Annotated in this window: 23 protein-coding genes and 3 pseudogenes; 15 read left to right on the top strand and 11 right to left on the bottom strand. The window is 62.3% G+C overall.

What is annotated here, in order from left to right:
• Genes FJ471_RS01700 through FJ471_RS01690 form a run of 3 tightly spaced genes read right to left on the bottom strand, consistent with a single transcriptional unit; the run spans position 1 to position 2,011 of the window.
• Positions 1 to 360 carry a hypothetical protein gene (locus FJ471_RS01700; RefSeq protein WP_140801443.1) on the bottom strand — a complete coding sequence of 120 codons (360 nt, stop codon included), beginning with the start codon at positions 358 to 360 and terminating at the stop codon, positions 1 to 3.
• The gene (locus FJ471_RS01695; protein WP_140801442.1) at positions 360 to 1,580 is read right to left on the bottom strand and encodes a divalent metal cation transporter; all 1,221 of its coding nucleotides are present in this window, start codon (positions 1,578 to 1,580) and stop codon (positions 360 to 362) included. Before FJ471_RS01695 ends, FJ471_RS01700 begins: the two co-directional genes overlap by 1 nt.
• On the bottom strand, positions 1,577 to 2,011 hold the full coding sequence (locus FJ471_RS01690) for a hypothetical protein (protein ID WP_140801441.1): 435 nt from the start codon (positions 2,009 to 2,011) through the stop codon (positions 1,577 to 1,579). The genes FJ471_RS01695 and FJ471_RS01690 overlap by 4 nt, the downstream gene beginning before the upstream one ends.
• Before the next feature lie 555 nt (positions 2,012 to 2,566).
• Here FJ471_RS01690 and FJ471_RS01685 point away from each other — a divergent pair.
• Together FJ471_RS01685 and FJ471_RS35165 are read left to right on the top strand one after the other, a co-directional pair.
• Positions 2,567 to 3,796, top strand: a complete 1,230-nt coding sequence (locus FJ471_RS01685; protein ID WP_281408497.1) for a M20/M25/M40 family metallo-hydrolase — start codon at positions 2,567 to 2,569, stop codon at positions 3,794 to 3,796.
• A 183-nt stretch (positions 3,797 to 3,979) separates the two neighbouring features.
• Entirely contained in the window at positions 3,980 to 4,135 is a 156-nt protein-coding gene (locus FJ471_RS35165) for a hypothetical protein (protein ID WP_246684567.1), read from the top strand.
• Between the two features lie 23 nt (positions 4,136 to 4,158).
• Here the strand turns inward: FJ471_RS35165 and FJ471_RS35160 are convergent, their stop codons facing one another.
• The 3 genes and pseudogenes from FJ471_RS35160 to FJ471_RS01675 form a co-directional block, all read right to left on the bottom strand.
• A complete protein-coding gene (locus tag FJ471_RS35160; RefSeq protein WP_246684572.1) occupies positions 4,159 to 4,395 on the bottom strand; it encodes a hypothetical protein in 237 nt (78 codons plus the stop codon).
• A 65-nt stretch (positions 4,396 to 4,460) separates the two neighbouring features.
• Positions 4,461 to 4,805 (bottom strand): annotated as a pseudogene (locus FJ471_RS35155) (alpha/beta fold hydrolase); the annotation flags it as partial.
• Positions 4,806 to 5,315: 510 nt separating this feature from the next.
• Positions 5,316 to 5,531 carry a DUF768 domain-containing protein gene (locus FJ471_RS01675; protein ID WP_181179077.1) on the bottom strand — a complete coding sequence of 72 codons (216 nt, stop codon included), beginning with the start codon at positions 5,529 to 5,531 and terminating at the stop codon, positions 5,316 to 5,318.
• A 122-nt stretch (positions 5,532 to 5,653) separates the two neighbouring features.
• Between FJ471_RS01675 and FJ471_RS01670 the strand changes: the two genes are divergently transcribed.
• The 4 genes from FJ471_RS01670 to FJ471_RS01655 all read left to right on the top strand — a co-directional run bounded on the left by FJ471_RS01670 (position 5,654) and on the right by FJ471_RS01655 (position 9,040).
• On the top strand, positions 5,654 to 6,262 hold the full coding sequence (locus FJ471_RS01670; RefSeq protein WP_140801440.1) for an ATP-dependent Clp protease proteolytic subunit: 609 nt from the start codon (positions 5,654 to 5,656) through the stop codon (positions 6,260 to 6,262).
• 392 nt (positions 6,263 to 6,654) lie between these two features.
• Complete coding sequence (locus FJ471_RS01665; RefSeq protein WP_246684566.1) at positions 6,655 to 7,020, top strand: DUF4142 domain-containing protein; 366 nt, start codon at positions 6,655 to 6,657, stop codon at positions 7,018 to 7,020.
• 1,392 nt (positions 7,021 to 8,412) lie between these two features.
• Entirely contained in the window at positions 8,413 to 8,634 is a 222-nt protein-coding gene (locus FJ471_RS01660; RefSeq protein WP_140801438.1) for a hypothetical protein, read from the top strand.
• Positions 8,635 to 8,728: 94 nt separating this feature from the next.
• Complete coding sequence (locus FJ471_RS01655; protein ID WP_140801437.1) at positions 8,729 to 9,040, top strand: hypothetical protein; 312 nt, start codon at positions 8,729 to 8,731, stop codon at positions 9,038 to 9,040.
• A gap of 81 nt (positions 9,041 to 9,121) precedes the next feature.
• Here FJ471_RS01655 and FJ471_RS01650 read toward each other — a convergent pair whose 3' ends face one another.
• From FJ471_RS01650 to FJ471_RS01635, 4 genes are all read right to left on the bottom strand, one after another.
• Entirely contained in the window at positions 9,122 to 9,487 is a 366-nt protein-coding gene (locus tag FJ471_RS01650; protein ID WP_140801436.1) for a hypothetical protein, read from the bottom strand.
• Between the two features lie 125 nt (positions 9,488 to 9,612).
• Positions 9,613 to 9,927: a hypothetical protein gene (locus FJ471_RS01645; protein WP_140801435.1), complete on the bottom strand. Its 315-nt coding sequence runs from the start codon at positions 9,925 to 9,927 to the stop codon at positions 9,613 to 9,615.
• Between the two features lie 70 nt (positions 9,928 to 9,997).
• Positions 9,998 to 10,243, bottom strand: a complete 246-nt coding sequence (locus FJ471_RS34670) for a hypothetical protein (RefSeq protein ID WP_181179075.1) — start codon at positions 10,241 to 10,243, stop codon at positions 9,998 to 10,000.
• Between the two features lie 254 nt (positions 10,244 to 10,497).
• The gene (locus tag FJ471_RS01635; protein WP_140801434.1) at positions 10,498 to 10,674 is read right to left on the bottom strand and encodes an iron-containing alcohol dehydrogenase; all 177 of its coding nucleotides are present in this window, start codon (positions 10,672 to 10,674) and stop codon (positions 10,498 to 10,500) included.
• Positions 10,675 to 10,950: 276 nt separating this feature from the next.
• Here FJ471_RS01635 and FJ471_RS01630 point away from each other — a divergent pair, with 276 nt between their 5' ends.
• The 5 genes and pseudogenes from FJ471_RS01630 (at position 10,951) to FJ471_RS01605 (ending at position 14,802) form a co-directional block, all read left to right on the top strand.
• The gene (locus FJ471_RS01630; RefSeq protein WP_224670183.1) at positions 10,951 to 11,532 is read left to right on the top strand and encodes a response regulator; all 582 of its coding nucleotides are present in this window, start codon (positions 10,951 to 10,953) and stop codon (positions 11,530 to 11,532) included.
• A 35-nt stretch (positions 11,533 to 11,567) separates the two neighbouring features.
• A pseudogene (locus FJ471_RS35150) lies at positions 11,568 to 11,886 on the top strand (hypothetical protein).
• A 597-nt stretch (positions 11,887 to 12,483) separates the two neighbouring features.
• Positions 12,484 to 13,268: pseudogene (locus FJ471_RS01615) on the top strand (SDR family NAD(P)-dependent oxidoreductase).
• Positions 13,269 to 13,353: 85 nt separating this feature from the next.
• Entirely contained in the window at positions 13,354 to 14,532 is a 1,179-nt protein-coding gene (locus tag FJ471_RS01610) for a zinc-dependent alcohol dehydrogenase (RefSeq protein WP_140801432.1), read from the top strand.
• Between the two features lie 30 nt (positions 14,533 to 14,562).
• Entirely contained in the window at positions 14,563 to 14,802 is a 240-nt protein-coding gene (locus tag FJ471_RS01605; protein WP_140801431.1) for a hypothetical protein, read from the top strand.
• Between the two features lie 198 nt (positions 14,803 to 15,000).
• On the opposite strand, the gene FJ471_RS01600 is transcribed toward FJ471_RS01605, so the two are convergent.
• The gene (locus tag FJ471_RS01600) at positions 15,001 to 15,273 is read right to left on the bottom strand and encodes a hypothetical protein (protein WP_140801430.1); all 273 of its coding nucleotides are present in this window, start codon (positions 15,271 to 15,273) and stop codon (positions 15,001 to 15,003) included.
• A gap of 186 nt (positions 15,274 to 15,459) precedes the next feature.
• Here FJ471_RS01600 and FJ471_RS01595 point away from each other — a divergent pair, with 186 nt between their 5' ends.
• The 4 genes from FJ471_RS01595 to FJ471_RS01580 are packed head-to-tail and all read left to right on the top strand — an operon-like array spanning position 15,460 to position 20,010.
• Entirely contained in the window at positions 15,460 to 16,566 is a 1,107-nt protein-coding gene (locus FJ471_RS01595) for an SDR family NAD(P)-dependent oxidoreductase (RefSeq protein ID WP_140801429.1), read from the top strand.
• Positions 16,563 to 17,636 (top strand): NAD-dependent epimerase/dehydratase family protein, encoded by a 1,074-nt coding sequence (locus tag FJ471_RS01590; RefSeq protein ID WP_140801428.1) that lies wholly within the window; start codon positions 16,563 to 16,565, stop codon positions 17,634 to 17,636. Before FJ471_RS01595 ends, FJ471_RS01590 begins: the two co-directional genes overlap by 4 nt.
• Complete coding sequence (locus tag FJ471_RS01585; protein ID WP_140801427.1) at positions 17,633 to 18,925, top strand: TIGR04295 family B12-binding domain-containing radical SAM protein; 1,293 nt, start codon at positions 17,633 to 17,635, stop codon at positions 18,923 to 18,925. Before FJ471_RS01590 ends, FJ471_RS01585 begins: the two co-directional genes overlap by 4 nt.
• Entirely contained in the window at positions 18,910 to 20,010 is a 1,101-nt protein-coding gene (locus tag FJ471_RS01580; protein WP_140801426.1) for a glycosyltransferase family 4 protein, read from the top strand. Before FJ471_RS01585 ends, FJ471_RS01580 begins: the two co-directional genes overlap by 16 nt.
• Position 20,011 lies beyond the last annotated feature (1 nt).

Raw genomic sequence — 20,011 nt, 5'->3', positions numbered from 1 at the left:
TCAGGCTCCCGGGATTCGACCGACCACATGTTCGCGCAGCCAGTCCTGCCAGGAGAAGATTCTGGTCCGGCGCACGTCGATATCGAATTCGATGTCGACGCCGATGTCGCGCACCTTGTTCCACCCGATCCGATGCGGCCGTGCCTGACGCTTGCCGCTCAGTCTTGCCGCAAGCCGGGCGGTCCATCGTCCGGGCACTACGCCAAGCCGGCGTGCCAACGAAATCGAGCCAAGCTCGATCGCAACAACCTTGGGCGGCTTGCCTCGTCTCAGCTCAGCCACCAAACCATCCACCTTGCCGATCTTGACCTGCTCGCGGTCGACGACCTGCTTGTCCAGGATATCGCGCAGCAACTGCATCAGGTGCCTCCGAATATCTGCAGCGGAACGGTCACTACCGCCAGCACGAAGCCGAGCGCGGTGACGAAGATCACGGCCGCGTTCGAAATGAGGCCGTTGCGGTGCTCGCCGACATAGCGTTCGTCATTCAGCAGGAAAAGGAACGGCACGACTGTCAGCGGCAGGCTGGCCGCGGTCAGCGCCATCGAGAAGATGGTGAGCTTCAACGGATCGAGACCAAGCACAATCGGAATGGCGGCAAGGAAGAGCGTCAGTGTGTAGGCGAGGCTGAATCCGGGATCGTCGCGGGGCTTGAGATCCTCGCCCCAGTTCCAGCCGAATCCCTGCGCGACGAGATAGGCCTGCTGCAAAGCCACCTCGAGCGCGGCGCCGAAGCAGGCGATGGCCAGCGAAGCAACGAAAAGGACAAAGCCCCAGAAACCGAATATTGGGATCAGCATCAACGGGAGCTGGTTGTAGTCGTCCACTTCGGCAACGCCATGAGCGCCAAGCACGAGCGCCGCCACGATCAGAACGCCCACGGAAATCGTGCCACCGAAACTCATGCCGAGGCCCGCAATCGCCCGATTGGTGCCGAGATAGCTCTTGTCCCACTGATCCTCGATCGCGCCCGAGGAATAGAACATGAAAAGGTACGGCGAGATCGAGGCGCCGAGAATGCTGACGGCCATGAACCAGTATTTTGCCGTGTCGTGATGCGGCAGGCTGGGCACGGCGCCGACAGCCACCTCTTTCCATTCGGGGCGGAGCATCACGGCCCCGACGACGAAGCAGAGCGTGACGAGGCCAAGCATCGACACGCCTTTCTCGATGAGGCCGAATGTGCCTTTCCACAACAGCAGCCATGCCAGGAAAGCCACCGGCAAGGCCCACCACTGGAAGCTGATTCCCGTGGCCAGTTCGGCGGCGATCGCAACACCGCCTATCTCGGCGGAAAGAACCAGGAAGTTGACCAGCAGCGTCGCCAGCAGCGGCAAGATGAACGCATTGAAGCCGAACCGTTCGCGGATCCCGTCGGCGATGGTGTGATGACTGACCGCTGCAAAGCGGCCGGCCATCTCGACCAGGAAGATGATGCAGATGGTGCCGAGCACGACTGCCCAGATGAGCTGGAAGCCGAACAGCGCGCCGGCCTGCGCCGCCGTCGCCATCGAACCGACCTCCAGGAAGCCCCCGACGCTGGTGACGACACCAAGTGAGATCTCCAGCAGCTTCTTCATCGTTCCGGCGAAAAATAGTTTCGATAGGCGGTGGCGAGATCTCCTTGGGCCGCCCGAAGCTCCTGTTGCGCCTGACCGGCCTGCGCATGCTGTTCGGCCTCGACCGCGCTCTTGGCCCGCTCTGCCGCGTTCGACAGCCGGCTGATAGCCGCTGCCAGCGCATCTCGCTTCGCGTGGTCCGACGGAGATGCCGATTCCACTTGCCGGCCGGCAACGGCGAGTGTCTCGGCGAAAGACCGCAGGGCAGAGGATGCGTAGCGGGACGGCGCGGCGCCGGAGAGCCAAACGTCGCTCACCAGCACCGCTGCCTGCGCCGTCGAGGCAGCAAGCTTTGATTGCTGGTCGACGGTTTCAGACGAAGAGCAGGAAGCAAGCGCCAGCGCCAGCAGGGGCAGGAAGGCCCAGCTCGGCCGGGCAAGGGTGCGCAACATCTCCCCCTCGTTGCAATCGCTTGAAATCACGAGGATAAAGCTACAGCCTCGGGAAAGTTCCTCCGTGCTCGGGTTTTGCGGTGGTATTGAGGCTGGCCGGCTTCCATGCCCGCCTTAGCTTCACCAATGTTTCCAACTCTATCGGGACGATCATGAACGGCGACCTTGCCAAAACATTGCCTGAGCGCGCCCGAAGCTGGGCAATCGCGCTCACGGACCAGAAGAGCGTCACCGGCACGCAGGGCGAGGCCGCCTTCGGTCCATGGCTGGCGGCGCAGTTGCGGGAGGACCCCGCCTTTCGCCACGCCGACGTCCGGACAATCGAGGTAGGACCCGGGGACGGCCGGCATTGCGTGGCGATGCTGCTTCGTGGGACGGGCCGCTCGACCGTCCTTCTGACCGGTCACTACGATACGGTCGCAACGCGAGACTACGGCGAGCTGGAAGAGCTGGCCACGCGGCCTGAAGCTTTGACGCGCGCCTTGCGTAATTCCCGGGGGACGCCGATACGCCTGCCGCCGACTAGCCCGCGCCGACCTGGAGAGCGGCCAGTATTTGGCCGGACGCGGCTTGCTGGATATGAAGGCCGGTCTTGCCGCCGGGTTGGCGATATGCGCGGATTTCGCCGAAACCGCCAATGCCGCAGGCAATCTGTTGTTCATCGCGGTGCCGGATGAAGAGAACAATTCGGCAGGCGCCCGCAAGGCGGCCCACTCGCTGACCGACATCAATGAGCAGCACGGTCTCGATCTTGTCGCGGCAGTCAATCTCGACGCGATCGCCGATGACGGCGACGGCTCGAAAGGGCGCATCATCGCGCTCGGGACAGTCGGCAAGCTGCTTCCGACCGCCTATGTGGTTGGCGTCCCAACCCATAGCGGCTTTCCGCTGAACGGCATCAATGCGGCAGCGCTCACCGCTTCCATCGCCGCGCGCGTCGAATGGGCAACCGAGCTGACGGAACATTGCGGTTCTTCGCCCGGCACCCCGCCTAGCCTGCTCGGAATCCGCGACGGAAAGCCTGGATATGACGTCACGACGCCGGCAACCGCCTTCGCCACATTCAATGTGCTCAGCTATCGCCGCACACCGGATGAAGTGCTCGACCGCTTCGACCGGCTTTGCGCGGAAGCCGCATCGAACTTTCAGCGCGAACTCACGCGCCGAAGTCAGCCTCAGGACGGCATTGCAAATCTTGCAAGACCCGTCCCGCTCTACCGGTTCGAGACGCTCGTCAGGCGTCTTGGCCCGCAGGAAAAGGACAGGCTCGATGTATACTCCGCCTTGATCGCTGACGGCGATCTTACGCTGCCGGAGAAATGCCGGTTGATCACCGAGGAAGCTTGGGGTTTGAGCCGCCTGACCGGCCCGGGGATCGTCACCGGCTTCGGCTCGATACCCTATCTTCCGACGAACCTTTCCGACGCGCCGGGGGCGATGCGGCTCAAAGCGATCGCCATGCAGATCGCGCGCGAATCGGCCGAACGCTATGGCAGCGCCATCGCCTGCGCCGATTACTTCGCCGGAATCTCGGATATGAGCTTTTTCGGCGAAGCAGCCGAATCCTCGCTCGATATCGTCGCCCGCAACACGCCTGCGTGGAAAGACAGCGTGCGCTGGCCGCTCCGGCATGGCCTGGCAAATGTGCCGACAGTCAACATCGGTCCGTGGGGACGCGACTATCACACGCCGCTTGAACGACTGCACACGCACTACGCGTTCAATGTTCTGCCTCACGTCATTCGGGATCTGTGCGCGAGCCTGCTGCTTCCGTCCGGTTCTTGACCGATGGTTCATGGCAGAGCGGACGCAGGCGTGTCTTAAATAGAGGTCCATGAGACCGGGGCCCGAAACGTTGCCAAGAGCGGTAACCTTGTCGATCATGGCCAAGATCGCCTGCGGACTGCTTTGATACACCATATGTCCGGCATCCGACACGATATCCCGAAGTGAGCGGCTTATCTCGGCATGCAGCCGCAGCGCCTCGCCCTCGGCGTCAAACAGCTGATCGCCGGCGCCGGCAATGATCCCGACAGGGACGGCGATGTCGGCGTATCGACGGTTTGGGAACAGTGCCGACGCCAGCATCAGGAAGGACTCAGCAGCGATGGACCGCAGTTGTGAGGGGCGGCTCGCCAACTCTCTTGTCATTGCGCGAAAGGCGCCGCGATCGCTGCGGGCTGGAATATCTTTTTCATCGCCCAGCGCCAGCTCAGCCTGACCAGCGGCGGCAGCACGGTATGGCGCAACACCGTCCCGATCAGCGGAACCGCCGGCAGCGCGGAGATGGCATGGGCCAGCCTTGGTGGCGGGTAATGATAGCCGGCGACCACCACAACGTCGGCGACGGATCGGGGATGCCGAAGCGCCATCTCGAGCGCCACGGCGGCCCCCGCGAATGGCCGACAACGATATAGCGCTCAATGCCAAGTGTTTCGGCGGCGGTCTGGATGAGATCGGCCTGGGCGCCGGCGGTCCAGGGTCTGCCTGCCGGGCGTGGGCTCAGGCCAAAGCCCGGTCTGTCGAAGGCAAGCACATGATAGGTGGCGGCGGCTTTGTCGAAGATACCGCTTGTTGTGAAGTCTTCCGCCGAGGCACCATTGCCGTGCAAGACTAGCAAGGATTGCCCATGGCCCGCCTCCAGGAAATGCAGCTTCGTTCCGCGATGATGGATGAAGCTCCAGCGCGGGCACGCAGCCAGGGCTCGGCTGGCAAGCAGACCGTTATACAGGCCTAGGCCAACCGTCGCCGCCGCAAGCAACAAAAACAGGTTTCGCCTCGGCTTTGCTGTCATGGTTGGAAATCAGGGTGGCGGAAGCAGGCGGCATTTGCGGCGGCGCTGCTCGCGATCAGGCCGACCCTTTCTGAGGCAGCTCCGTCTCTTCCTCGACCTGGTCCCGCAGGGCCTGTCGTGCAGGCTTTTGGTCGTCGGACTCAGGCGAGCGCTTCTGCCGCTCCAACTCGTGATCCACTGTTTTGCGCGAGCCTTCAGCAGGGTCCTGTTCAGGCAATGCCCTTGCTTGGCGGTTCGCCTGACCGCTCCTCGATCCCGACCCGATGGGACTGCTCTTTCCGGGAGACTTCGTCATTCTATGCGCCTTCGTTCGATCGGAATGTCTACGTCGCTGCCGTGCCTGAGTCGGAGTAGCGCTGAAACCTCTGGCGTCCGCCTTTTGTTCCACAACTGCGGACAACTACCGCAAGCCCTCGCTATCGTCCGATGCCTCTTGGCCAGGCTCGGCAGCTTCCAGGGCATCGATAATCGGCGTCAGCGAATTCGCCTCATCGGAATTCGATTCCGTCTCTACATTTTTCTCGTCGGTTTTTTATCGAGCGCGCATTGGATGGCATCTTCAATGTTGCCAACCTCCTGCTCCCGCACCTCGCGACCATAGCCGGCGGCATCGGCGTCCTGCTCGAACTGCTGCGCCAGCATCGGAACGCTGACCTCGGTGTCGGCCGGCAAGTTGCCGACATTCTCCTCTAGCCAGCTGCGCAGGAATTCCTTGGTCGCATTCATGGAGCACCTCCTCGACGCGAGATAACCGGACGATGGCATAGAGGTTCCCGCAACCGCGAAACCCCGCGGAACGAACGGGGCGATGGGCGGTTGGGAGTTGGAACATTCCGGTGAGGCATTCCATGGCTTTCCACGACGACAGCGTCTCACATGACCAGGACGGTCGGGTCCCGAGCCGGGAAAAGCTTCTGTTCCAGCCCAATATCTCCATCAACGGCCTGATCGATGATGAGACGGTAAGCTTCTTCCTCGGTCGCCTGGAGTCCGTCCGCAAAGACGATCAGGACATGGTCATGGAGTTGAACACGGGCGGCGGCGATGCGGATGCCGCTCGCCGCATGGCACTCGAGGTTCGGCTTTTCCGCCGGCATTCCGGCCGGGACGCTTTCTGTGTCGGGAAGACGAAGGTCTATTCAGCGGGGGTGACGGTCTTCGCTGCCTTTCCGAAACGCTACCGCTTCATGACTGAAGATGCTGTCCTTCTCGTGCATGAGCGGCGCATGGAAACGAGCATCGCGCTGAACGGCCCGATGCGATCCTGCATCCAGATCGTCCGCGAGCAGCTTGCGATGCTGGAGACGTCAGAAAAGCTAGAGATGGAAGGCTTCAGGGAGCTTGTCGAAGGCAGCTCGCTCAGTGCGGATGAACTTTATCAACGGGCCACGCAGAACTGTTACATCCATGCCGCAGACGCGCTCGGCCTCGGGCTGGTGCGCGACGTTCTGCGCTAGCGATAAGCGACACGAAGGCCCGCGCCGCTCGGTGTCAGACAACAGGGAGCCGCCGGCAACCGACCGGTTGCGGTGAGATGTTCCGAACGGAAAGAACAATCGCGGCGCCGACCAACGAGCGACGGCGAGCCGTCGTCAAATATGGCGCCGGAGGCAGCCTGAGCGTTGACTAGCCGCCTTAGAACTTAGCCGATCGATTCACGAACGCGCAGGCGACAACGGCGGGTTTTCATTTGTCAGTCTAAACGCGAGTCTGTGCGGGAACAAAGGCAGCGAACAATGGTTCGGTCCCAAGGAGCAAAGGAGCCTGGAGCCATGAGCATGCGGATATTCTTATTCCATCGGCGACCGCCGCGTTGATGATTGCCCTTCCGGCCTTCGCGGCTGACGACGTGCAGACCTTCGTCAACAAGGCTGCGATCGACGGGATGTTCGAAGTTGATTCGAGCAAGATCGCGCAGGACAACGCGAAGGATCAGCAGATCAAGGTTTTCGCCAAGCGAATGATCGCCGATCACGGTGCGGCGAATGCCAAGCTGCAGAAGATCGCCGGCGAGCAGAAATTGCAGATGCCGACGCAATCCAATGCCGAGCATAAGGGTGATCTGGAACGATTGCAGAGCACGACGGCCTCGCTGGATCAGCCTTACGTAGAGATGCAGCGCAAGGCGCATGCCGACACGATCGGCCTGTTCAAAGGCGTACAAATGCCGGCCATGATTGTTCCGGATCGGGACGATCAGAACGTCGTCGGTTGAACGTCAATTCGGGCGAGCTTTGCGCGCACGCAACGCGATCGCTGCGTCGAGCTTCCGCGCCAACTCCAACATCCGAGTAGGCGCATCCTCATATCTCAACGCGTCCAACGCGACGCTCATCTCGCGTTCCGGCCTCGTCGTCTCCGAAGACTCCTCCTCCGACCTGAGCACTTGACGAACCTTGCGTGCCATGCCGCTCCCTAACATGGGTTAATGCCTTGCCACTAACCCACTGGCGGAAAAAAGGTTCCTGTTCCGCTAATCGGGCTGGGCGACAAGCTTCTTGACGTGACGCGCCGAGATGATCGAAAACAGTGTCGCCTTCAGCCCCTGGCATGGTGTCGAAGCGCATTGGCCAATCGGCGCTTTGATGCGGATGCGGCCAGAGCGCCTACGCCAATTCCCAGAAATTCTGCTCCGAACGCAATCGCTGCCCGGTGCACGAGCCGAAATCGGCTTCATTGCCCTAGCCCAAGCCGAGGGTTGCTTCGCGCCAATCACCTAGTTTTGGCGAAGTCAACTAGGAACGGCTCCGCCGCCTCGCGGACCTGCTCAGGCGCCTCCCGGGTCTGGAAATGGGCGACGCCCGGCAGAAGCCCACGCTGGTAGCTCGCCGTAAAATGGCGCTCCTTGTCTTTCGGACGAAACCGGCAGAACGACGCGATTGTCCTCGCCATGAAGGACCAAGGTCGGCACCGAGATGAGCTTCGCTTCGATCTGCTTGCGCGCGAGTTCAGCGTAGCACGGATCGGGATCCGGCCTCGCCCCAGCGCGCGCGATAGGAATGCAGCGTCACGTCCGGCAGTCCGGATTTGCGAAAGACTTGGCCACCTGCTCGAACAGCGCGTCGTCGAACCAGCCTGGCGGGCTCCAACTGTACCACTGGAAACGCGCGAGGAGTGATCGTGCCATCGCACGAACTCCCTCCGCGCTCGGTCGCCATGAACCACTGATACCAGAAGGCCTTCGCCTGTTCCAAAGGCGGGGTCTGCGGCGGGCCGGGTTGCCATCCCAGCGAAAGCGCCGCGCGGCATGTTATCCTCCGCGGAAAGACCGAGGCGAGCAGATAGGCTATGCGCGCGCCAATCTGGGCCGACAATCGCGAACCGTTCGAGGTCGATAGCGTCGGCAAAGTCCAGCGTGTCCTGGGCCATGGCGGCGATCTCGCCCGAGCGCATCGTCGCGCCGGAGTGGAACGGGGCCCTTCCAAATCCGCGCAGCCACGCGTGAAGGTACGGAGCCCCGCGGCGTGAAGGAATGGCCCCACGTCCGCGCAAGGGCCGACGATATCGCAACCCGAGATCACTGCTGAAGGCGTGCGCTATTCGTTCGTCGCCCGACGCCGGAACATACGGCGCCCCTTGGGGTGCGGAAGCCCAGCGAGGAACGGCCATGAGCGGAAACCAGCACCCGAAATCGAAAAAGCCGAGCGACGCCGATATGAGTAACGATCCTGGCATCGGGACCTTCAAGGGCACCATCAAGGAGGGCGACGACCTGGAGCAGGGCGAGAACACGGTCGAGGGACATGTCGAGCACGACACGAACTCGGCAGACGGGATCAATCCGCGCCAGAAAACCCACGCGTCACATGTTGTTTCATTGACAAAATAGCAATTAAACTCTCTCGCGTTGCCAGACAGGAACATCAACGGGAGTCTCTTGTTTGACTGATATCGCAATCAGGCGATCAAACAGGAGACCTCCCATGATTAGACTCATCGCGGCTTCCGCTGTCGCAATCGTCCTGGCCACATCCGCCATGGCACAATCCAACGGATCCGGCGGCAACGGGACCGGCTCTACGACCGGCACCAACGGCGCAGGCGCCACCACCGGCACCAATGGCATGAACAACAACGGCAATGGCGGCACGCTTGATCCTAACGCCACAAACAGCACCACTAATAATCCCTCCGGCGGTATCGGCGACCGGTGCAAGGGCGCGGCCGGCAACGACATCCAGAACAACACGGCCAGCGGGACCACCACGTCCGACATGCAGAACTGCAATAAGTAGGCCCCTCGCTATCGCGCAATGAAGGCCCGCCAGGAAGGCGGGCCTTTCTTCGCTCACGATCTGGCGGCCGGACCGCCCGGCTCACATCCCATGATCGGGAACATAAAGGCAGAAGGAGTGCAGGGACTTATTATCGCCTCCAGGCTTGCGCTCGTGAAGATATTCGCGCGATCGTTTGATGCGGTGGTCGCTGTAGGGGATCAATTCTCCGGTCGAGAGCTGGTAGCCATATTTCGTCTCCTTCACGTCCGACGGCGGCGCCTGATAGCAGTCCACTCCGGCGCAGCAGGACGGCTCGTAGCGCCAGCCCGCCGGCGCCTGGTGCGCCGATCCGAAACGCAAAGAAAACTCGCAAGAACGCTTGCCGGCAACGCCAGCCGTACCCTTAACCGCGCCTGCGGACTTGGCAGGGCGAGACCGTGCCTGCCCGTCTCTGAAGCTGTCCATTTCTTCATTTCCGGCCGGCCGTTGTTGTGGCAGCCCGGAGGGACTATCCGTCGCGATGCCGGGATCAGTAGCCGAGGGGTGGCCCCGAACTTAGAAGTCACGCTATGTTTCATGGGCGTGGCTGCTCACTCGTTCACATAGGCGCCGGGCTGACGACCGCTCTTGGGCGCCTTGGCGTCCTTGCAGTGCTCCGCGACTGCCGGGCCAGCGCCCGAACTCTTTTCCGTCGACGGGCTTGGTGTCGGCTGCCGCCGCGGATTGCGGCCCTCCGATTGATGGGTCTTGTCCTCGACCTCGTCCTGTTTGGGGCTCAGGCCCGGTTCGACATGGGGCTTTTCGTTGCCCGCGGCATCCTGGGAAAGCTGGTCGCTCGGGTCCGGACCGGAGCTGGCGGGATGTTTCCTGGCGCCGGTCTCGCGGCGGTTCTGGCTGTCCCTCATGACGCTATCTCCGGTTGGATGAAGGATAACATCGGCCCGAGCACGGCGTTCCCATTGCCGATCAGCCGCCTCACCGCTTAGCGGTATCGCCGGGCTCATGCCGTCTGGCCTTGGCTGGCACGACCGGCCTGAGTTGGCGCAAGCCTCTGAAGAACTCCTCCGCATAGGGCAGCAGTTCGAACGGCGCTATCACAATCATCACGACGGCAATGTATGCCACCAGCAGTTGCTGTTCCTTCCAGGAGAGATCGAAGCGAGCCTTCTCAGATCCAGCTCCGAACAGCGCAAGGAACTGGCCCCAATGCAGCGCCACCACGATGATCAGGCCATCAGTGGGATCATCTCTAGGAAGCTGTGCACATGCTGTTCGATAGGGCTCACCGTGCGCGCTGTGGTCGCATAGCGCACGTCCTAAAGTGCTATCGCTTCGTGGACGAAGGAGGTGGCGATCATTGTGGCGATGACCAGGGCATTCACCTCGAGGAACATCGCTGCAAGCAACTCAACCAGACCGGAAAGACGAATACATCAGGATGAGGACCCATTGGGTCGTTCAGCACGACGCAGTTCCTATCCCGCGTCGCGCTTCAGCTTTGCCGCCTCGCGATCGAGCACGTCTGGATCGTTGCCGTATTTCAAAATCAGCGCGAGCGCCAACCCGCTTGGAATTCCTGCTCGTTCGGCAAGATTGCGAACACGTTCGGCATTCTCGCGCTCGTTGTGGTCTCTGGAGGCCTCGCCGTCCAACGTCATGGTTCATGGTTCCCGGCCGACACCCCGCCTCGTGCCGAACCGCAGGCTGGGGAGATGGTTCCATGTAGTCATCTGCCGTATCGATATCGGACGTGCGCCGCGAGCGGCCGGAACGGTTCACCCGTCACCGCGTTCTACGATCTGGCTTCCCAGCGACCTCATTTTCACGCGCGCCGGTGTTGGCGCAGCATGCCCTAGGGCCGAGGTCTCATCACGTCGAAATGCGAGTTGAAGGAGCTTCGCGTGCGAAACCTCAGGGGACTTCACCTCTTGATCGCGGAAGACGAGTGGCTGCTGGCCAGCGATCTAGCCAAGTTCTTTTCCGACATGGGCGCCATTATCCTCGGGCCGGTCGCGACCGTAGAGCAGGCCGAACAACACGCGCAGACAGCCGAGGCGGCCATCCTGGACGTTGATCTCCAGGGCAAATACGTTTTCCCGATTGCGGACGAGTTGATGAGCCGCAACGTGCCGTTCGTATTCTTCAGCGGCTGTGACCGGATCGCCATTCCCGAGCATCTGCGTTTCGCAAGCAGCCTGAGCAAGTCTTCAAGCCGGACCGCCCTCGCCGACGCGCTGTGCTCGCCAGAACCGCTGCTTGAGCCAACGACCGCTACTGTTGCGCAACCGACATCAGTGGCGGACGACGTGGTCTCGCTGTTGCCCAAACTCCGGCTCGCCGCGCGCCTGCTTCTGGACGATGCCAGAGCCTCCGATCGCCTGGTCGAACTGACCTTGGAAAGTGCACTTGAGGACATCGACAACAAACCTGCCGGCTCATCCACTGCCGACTGGCTCAATGGTATCATGCGCGGCATCGCGCGCGCCCGCGGAAGCTCGTTGCTGCACTGAAATAGCGGGTCCTTTCGGGGTAAAGGAGACGGCGAATGCCATCGAAGTTGCGATCTCCGACAGGGCAGCGTGGCGACATCCAAGCAGGCGCCTCGCAGGATAAGACGCCCGGCTTTGATCCGGCGGCCGCCCCTCTGGAAACCGATGCAGAGGCCGCCGCTGCGCCAAGTCCCCGTAGGTCACTTTGCAGGGTATATACCCAATTTCACGAATCAGGCGAGCTTTGCCAATGCAATGCGACCGCCGGAGAACGCTCCCGACCTGCAGCCGCGCAGGAACGACCCGGTCCTGGTCGTTGTCGCGCTGATTATCTTGGCCGCGGCCGCACTTCTTTTCGCCGCTGTCTTCCGGTAGCCGCTAAAGGAACATCGCTCCTCGTTCGAGGTTCGATAGGGCAAGGAGGCTTTGCCATGTTGAGCCTGAAAAGTCTGTTTCGCCATTTGTGGCGCTGGGAAGCACAGCCTGCAACGCACCCCTCTCCAGTGGACGCAATCGTGCGGGTGCTGCGCGAAGCGGAAAAGCAGCATGGATCCCGGCGTTCGAGACGACGGCTGAAAGTGTCCCGCGATTAGTGTCGCCGGCGGAACGAGGGGCCGCCGCGGCTACTCCTCGTCAAAAATATGCTCGTGGATAGTGCCCAGAATCTGCAGCTTCACGGTTTCGGGTGCCTCGGGCTGTACGAAAGGCATGAGAAGATCCACCGTCTCCTCCACCCGCCTTGGCAGGTCGGCGCTAGGATCGCTCAGATAGCTGCCATGGGCATAGAGGTTTTCGGTCAGCTTCTTGTTCAGATCGGAAAAGAGTCACATGGCTGCAGCTCTGTTGATTCCAACAGCCGGGGCGCCCGCCCGGTTCCTTCGTCCGGCGTATTGCAATTCAACCATGCGGAAATCCTGCCCAAGGAACATTCGGTTCGACCGGTTGTTCGGCCAAACAACTCAGGAGGATCGAATGGAAAACGGCAAACTGGCGGTCGTCACCGGCGCATCAAGCGGCATCGGCAAGGAACTCGCGAAACTCTGCGCCAGGGATGGCTAAGATCTTGTCATTGTCGCCGACGAGCCGGCCATCGAACGGGCTGCAGAGGCGCTCCAGTCGCATGGCGTCTCGGTCGACGCCGTGGAAGCCGACCTTGCAAGCGAGGACGGCGCCGACAAATTGATCGCCAGGATCGGCGAGCGCGACATCGATCTTCTTTTCCTCAACGCGGGCCGAGGTCTGGGCCGGGGCTTCGTCGGCCAGGATTGGAGCGAGGCACGCCGCGTCATCGACACCAACATCACCGGCACCGTCTATCTCGCCCATCGGCTCGGCCGCAAAATGGTGGAGCGCGGTCGCGGCAGGATCCTGTTCACCGGCTCCATCGCCGGCTTCATGCCGGGCACGTTCCAGGCAGTCTACAACGGCACCAAGGCCTTCATCGATTCCTTTGCCATTGCTATGCGTCATGAGTTGAAGGACAGCGGCGTGAGCGTGACCGTGCTGATGCCGGGGGCCACGCAGACGCGCTTCTTCGAGCGCGCCGACATGATGGACACCGAAGTCGGCACGCAAAAAAGGACAACCCGGCCGATGTGGCCAAGGACGGCTACGATGCCGTGATGGCCGGCGAGGAGCAGGTCGTCAGCGGCTGGAAGAACAAGATGCAGGTCGCCGCCGCCCATGTCACACCGGCCGGCACGCTTGCCGAACAGCACCGCAATATGGCCGAGCCGGGTTCGGCGAAGAATGGCTGAAAACGCGGGTTCTGATTCGGGAACATTCCCGCCCAGCGCGAGTTCGGCCGTACCGCTAAGCATCGACAACCATGGGAACAACCCGATGAAAGCTTTGACCTGGCATGGCAAAGGCGACATTCGCTGCGACCAGGTCGCCGATCCGGCGATCGAGAATGACCGCGACATCATCATCAAGGTTACCTGCTGCGCCATATGCGGCTCGGACCTGCATCTGATGGACGGCTACATGCCGACGATGAAATCGGGCGATGTGCTGGGCCACGAGACCATGGGCGAAGTGGTGGAAGTGGGCCGCGCTCACACGAAGTTCAAGAAGGGCGATCGCGTCGTCGTGCCCTTCAACATCTCCTGCGGCGAGTGCTGGTTCTGCCAGAACGGCCTGTTCTCGCTCTGTGACCGGTCGAACCCCAATGCCGAACAGGCCGCGAAGGTCATGGGCCAGTCGCCCGCGGGGCTGTTCGGCTATTCGCATCTGGTCGGCGGCTATTGGGGAGGACAGGCCGAATACCTGCGCGTGCCCTTTGCCGATGTCGGACCGATCAAGGTGCCCGACGGCATCGATGACGAGCAGGTGCTGTTCCTCTCCGATATCTTTCCCACCGGCTACATGGCGGCCGAGAACGCCGGCATCCAGGAAGGCGACACGGTCGCCATATGGGGTTGCGGACCGGTTGGGCAGTTCGCCATCCAGAGCGCGTGGATGCTCGGCGCCGGGCGCGTCATCGCCATCGACAAGGTGCCGGAGCGGCTCGCCATGGCGCGCGACTACGGCAAGGCGGAGACGCTCGATTTCAGCAATTCCGATATTTACGATGCGCTGATGGCCATTACGGGCGGGCGCGGCCCTGACAGTTGCATAGACTGCGTCGGCACCGAGGCCGACGCGACCGCCACGCCCGATTCCATGCTCGATAAGGCCAAGGCCACCGTCTATCTCGGCACCGACCGGCCGCATGTGCTGCGCGAGGCGATCTATTGCTGCCGCAAGGGCGGCACCATCTCGGTGCCCGGCGTATATATCGGACTGGTGGATCATATTCCATTCGGTGCGGCGATGAACAAGGGGCTGACATTTCGTATGGGCCAGACCCATACGCAGCGCTATCTCGAGCCGCTCCTGCAGAAGGTGCTGAGTGGCGAGATCGATCCGACCTTCGTCATCACCCACCGTGCCGGCCTGGAGAAGGGACCGGGCCTCTACAAGACGTTCCGCGACAAGCAGGACGGCTGCATCAAGGTGGTCATGCGCCCGCACGGCTGATCGCGCGCATCTAGGCAGAGAGGTTCGAAAATGGCTCAACCGAAAGACACATCCAAGCCCGCGGTGAAGTCGACCGACCCGGAGGGACTTCCACACCCCCATCGCGACGCGCAGGACAGCGATGCGGGCGCGACGCCCACCGCTCCGAAGACAGCGGGCGCTCGAGAGCCATCGGCCTCGCCGCTCGACAACCGTGTTGCCAACCGCAATGCCGGCAGGCGGCCCCAGGCCGGGCCGACGCCCAGGCCGACGGACAAGCCGCTCGATTGAACGGCACGACCAAATGCGGCAACCTGACCGCTTGCCGCAGCGCCGTTGCAGGGCCTCCCCTCCTCCAACGGCGCCATGACACCAGCTTCTCAACCAACCAGAGCAATTCCAGGAAAAATGTAAAGCGGTTTTCCGTGCGGGATTGTGTCAAATCAAAGAGATAGGCGTTTTGCCGTTTCCGTGAAACGGTGAAACACCCTAGCCCTTCCGGCTGCGCTCGACGAATTTGTTGAAGCGGCTCGTTCCGCCGGTGCCGGCTTTATCCTGATGCAGGAAAGCCAGATCGTTCTCGTCGAAAATGCGGAAGAATTCGTCCCACTCGATAGCGTCGAACGAATCCTCAGGCTCGCCGAAATCGATGCGCAGGATGCCGCCTTCGCCTTTCGTGCGGACGACGGCCGGTCGTCCCTCTCGTTCTTCTACCCATTTCCGGATCTCGTCGTGATCGGTGGTTGTCTTGGCCTCGGACATGGAACTCCCTTTCTCGCAGCGGGACCGTTGAGCTGTCCTAACAGCGGCCAACCGGCAATGTTCCAGAGGGTGGATGCCCTCCGCCAGGCAGTGCCGTCTCCTCAGGCGGGAACTTTGTTGAAGCAGGGAACAAACCTTTTGCCGCGCAGTTCGGGGCGCCGAAACCAAATCCGGAAGGGACATATCGTGAAACATGTGTTGGTTACGGGAGGGTGCGGCTTCATCGGCCGCCACGTCGCCCAGGAGCTCAGCAACCATGGTTATCAGGTGCGCCTGCTCGATGCGCTTGTCGACCAGGTGCACGGCGCCGAAGCCATCAATATTCCGACCGGAGCCGAGCTGATCAAGGGCGACGTGCGCGACCGAGATGCGGTCGCCGACGCGGTTTCGGATGTCGACGCGGTCATCCATCTGGCGGCCGAGGTGGGCGTTGGTCAATCCATGTACGAAATCGCCCGCTATGTCGGCACCAATGACCTCGGCACCGCGACCCTTCTCGAAGCTTTGATCAAGCATCCGGTCCAACGGATCGTCGTGGCATCCTCGATGAGCATCTACGGCGAAGGCCTCTACCAGACACCGGACGGCGAGCGGATCGACAATGCGCGCCGCAAGCCTGCCGAGATCAGGGAGGGCCTGTGGGATCTCAAATCGGCATCCGGCGAGACGCTGTCGCCAATCGCCACAGACGAGGAGAAACGGCCCGATCTAGCCTCGATCTACGCGCTGACAAAATATGCGCAGGAGCGCGCGGTGCTGATCTTCGGGCAGGCGTATGGCATCGACGCGGCGGCGTTGCGCCTCTTCAACGTCTTCGGCGCCGGACAGGCGCTTTCCAATCCTTATACCGGTGTTCTCGCCAACTTCGCCTCACGCCTGGCCAACGGCAAGCGGCCGACGATCTTCGAGGATGGCGAGCAGAAGCGCGACTTCGTGCATGTACGCGATGTCGCCACAGCGTTTCGGCTGGCGCTGGAGCAACGTCAGGCTGCCGGGCATGTGGTCAATATCGGCAGTGGACGCGCCTACTCGATCAGCGAGGTGGCACGTCTGCTCGCCAAGGCCATGGGCATTCCCAAGCGCCCGCCTGAAATCCTGGGCAAGGCGCGTTCCGGCGACATCCGCAACTGCTTTGCCGATATTGCCAAGGCCCGCGAACTGCTCGGCTTCGAGCCAAAGCATCGCCTGGAGAATTCGCTCGGCGAATTCGCGGCCTGGGTTCGCAACAGCATCGTCATCGATCGCGGCGCCGACATGCGGCGCGAGCTGGAAGAGCGGGGATTGGTCTCATGACCCAGACGCGCCGCCACGCCCGCAACGCCCCAGTCGCTATCATTGGCGGCAGCGGCTTCATCGGCTCCAATCTCGCCGACAGCCTGATGTCCGATGGCGAAAGAGTACTGGTGGTCGACAATCTCAGCCGTCCGGGCGTCGAGCAGAACCTCGACTGGCTGGCGCAAAAGCATGGTGACCGGCTGAGCACTGAAATCATCGACATACGCGATCTTGGCGCCTTGGCCACGGCCCTGGCGCCGGCCAAAGCGATTTTCCATCTCGCCGCTCAGACAGCCGTGACGACCAGTCTGACCGATCCCGCGCAAGATTTCGACATCAACCTCAAAGGAACGTTCAACGTTCTGGAAGCGGCTCGCGGCACTAGAGCCCCCGTGGTCTTCGCCAGCACCAACAAAGTCTATGGCAGCCTGCCTCAGATCGCGGTGCGGCAAGCCGGCGATCACTATGAACCGCTCGACGAGGAAGTGCGTACGAGCGGCGTCAATGAGAACGTCGGCCTTGATTTCTGCACGCCCTATGGCTGCTCGAAGGGTGCGGCCGATCAGTATGTGCTCGATTATTCCAAGTCTTACGGACTGCCGACCGCGGTGCTGCGTATGAGCTGCATCTACGGGCCGCGCCAGTTCGGCACCGAGGACCAGGGCTGGGTCGCGCATTTCCTTTTGAGCGCGTTCTCTGGCCAGCCGATCACGATCTATGGCGACGGCAGGCAGGTGCGCGACATTCTGCATGTGTCCGATGCGGTCGCCGCTTATCGCGGCGTGTTGGCCAGGATCGAAGACTTGAAAGGCCAGGCGTTCAATCTGGGCGGCGGCCCGCGCAACGCGGTCAGCCTGCGCGTGCTGCTGGCGGAGATCCCCGACATGGTCGGCCGTGACGTCGCGATCCGCCACGACCACGAGCGGGTCGGGGACCAGCCCTTTTTCGTTGCCGATACACGCAAGCTGCAGGCCGCGATCGGCTGGCAGGCGCACGTGCCATGGCGCGAAGGCGTCTGCGATCTCGCCAGCTGGCTGCTGCGGCATCGCCTCCAATCGCGCCCAGAAGCTACGAGGTACGTCGCATGAAGGTAGCCTTGGTCAATCCGTACTGGACATACGAGCACAGTATCTATTTCGGCTGCCGCCAGCCGCATCTGCCGCTGGAGCTCGGATATTCCAACGCAATGCTGGACGCCGATGGGCACGACGTTCTGATGCTGGACGGACAACTACAGGCCCTCGACAATGCGGCGCTGGCCGAGCGTGTGGCGTCATTCGCGCCGGATATGACAGTGGTGACGACCGCGCCGACCTATCTGTTCTGGCGCTGCGCGCCGCCCGAATTGCGCGTTCCCGGGGAATTCCTCAACCATCTCGCCGGACGCGGCGGACGCACCGTGGCGGTGGGACCGCACGGCTCGGCGACGCCCGCGCCGACGCTACGCAAGCTCGGCGTCGATATCGTCGTACGAGGCGAATGCGAGGAGGTTGTGACAGCGCTCGCACAGGAGAGCGATTGGAGCAAGGTTGCGCATACAGCCTATCTCCAGAACAACTTTCCGGTGTGCAATGGCGGCGTGCACGCCAGCCCGTTCGTCAATCATCCAGCGCTCGCCTGGCCGTCCGACTGGGTCGCGGCGCACAGCCACCACCACCACCGGTTCGATACCGTCCAGAATGGGTCCGGCGCCGAGGTGGAAGCCTCGCGCGGATGCCCTTACAATTGCAGCTTCTGCGCCAAGATCGATTTCCGCGATGCCTATCGGCGTAGGAAGCACGATGCCGTCATCGCCGAGATCGACGGGCTGATCGCGCAAGGCGTCCGCTATATCTATTTCATCGACGAAATCTTCCTGCCGCAGAAGGCGCTGCTGGAGGCGCTGGTCGAGCGCGATGTCCAGTTCGGTGTCCAGACTCGCATCGACCTTTGGAAGCCAGAGCTGCTCGAGCTGCTTGGCAAGGCCGGCTGCGTCTCGATCGAAGCCGGCCTTGAAAGCCTGACGGTAGAAGGCCGTGCGATGCTTGCCAAGCGCTGCCGGCTCAACACCGAGGATCTGGCCGCGCTTCTCATCGACGCCCGCCGCAACGTGCCTTTCGTCCAGGCCAATCTGATCGGTATGGTCGAAGACGACCCGGCGCTGGTGGATTACTGGCGCAAGCACCTGATCAATCACGGCGTCTGGGCAAGCGAGCCCGTACCGCTCTATCCGTATCCAAGCTCCCCCAGCTATCGCGAGCTTTGGGGCGAGCCCGACGATGTCGCCTGGGAGCGCGCGCATGAGCACTACCTCGCCTCCTTCCGATCATTCAGCGATATCCAGGACCAGCGCCCGCGTGCGCTGGCTGAGTTGGAGTCCTCATGCTGCAATCACTGATCCAGCGTCCGAGGCGCATCCTGATGACGACCGACGCCGTTGGCGGGGTCTGGCGCTATTCGCTTGACCTGGCGCGCGAGCTGGCGGCCGGCGGCGACAGCGTCGTGCTCGCCGGGCTGGGACCGGAACCTTCTCCGGAACAGGTCCGGGAGGCGCGGTCTTTCGCCACGCTGATTTGGCTCGAATGCCCGCCGGACTGGATGACGCGCGACGAGAAAGATCTCGACCAGCTGCCTTGCGAATTGCAGGAGATTGCGTCGGCCTATGCGATCGATCTCGTGCACCTCAATGCCCCGGCGCAGGCAGCCGGCCTCGAACTGAATTGTCCTATCGTCGCAGTGTCGCATTCCTGCGTAGTGACATGGCTGCATGTGGTGCGGGCGCAAATGGCCGTCGGCGATTGGACCTGGCAACGAGAGCGCAATCGGATGGGCTTTGACCGCGCCCAAGCGGTTGTCGCGCCGAGCAGAAGCCACGCCGACATGCTCGAAGCCTGCTACGGCTCGATCGCGGGCTTGGACGTCGTGCATAATGGTGCCCTCCCCGCCCCTACAGCTGCGCACCGCGAGTCGTTCGTTCTCGCGGCCGCGCGCTGGTGGGATGAGGGGAAAAACGCATCGGTGCTCGATGCCGCCGCTGCTTTGTGTGGCCTCCCCCTTTTTGCTGTGGGCGAAACTGAAGGCCCGGATGGACAGCGCGCATTCTTCGATCATGCCCTGTCACTAGGTTCGATAAGCCATTTCGAGGTTCGGCAGCTGATGGCGCGTGCCAACATCTTTGTCTCGCCATCGCTCTACGAGCCTTTCGGGCTGGCCACTCTGGAGGCTGCCTTTGCGGGCACCCCGCTGGTGCTGGCGGACATCGCGACCTACCGGGAGATCTGGGACGGGGCGGCGACGTTCTTCGACGCACGCGATCCGCATGCGCTTGCCGGCTGCATCGCCAGACTCTCGCGTGATGAAAACCTGCGACGCCGGTTTGGCCAGCGCGCCGCCCGACGGGCGCGCAAATTCCCGCTCAGCGCGCAGGCGGCACAGATGCGAGACATCTACGATCGGGCGGCGACAACCGCGGCGGGGCGTTGAC

Source organism: Mesorhizobium sp. B2-7-1, assembly GCF_006440735.1.
GTDB lineage: Bacteria > Pseudomonadota > Alphaproteobacteria > Rhizobiales > Rhizobiaceae > Mesorhizobium.
This window is presented reverse-complemented; position numbering and strand designations above follow the sequence as displayed.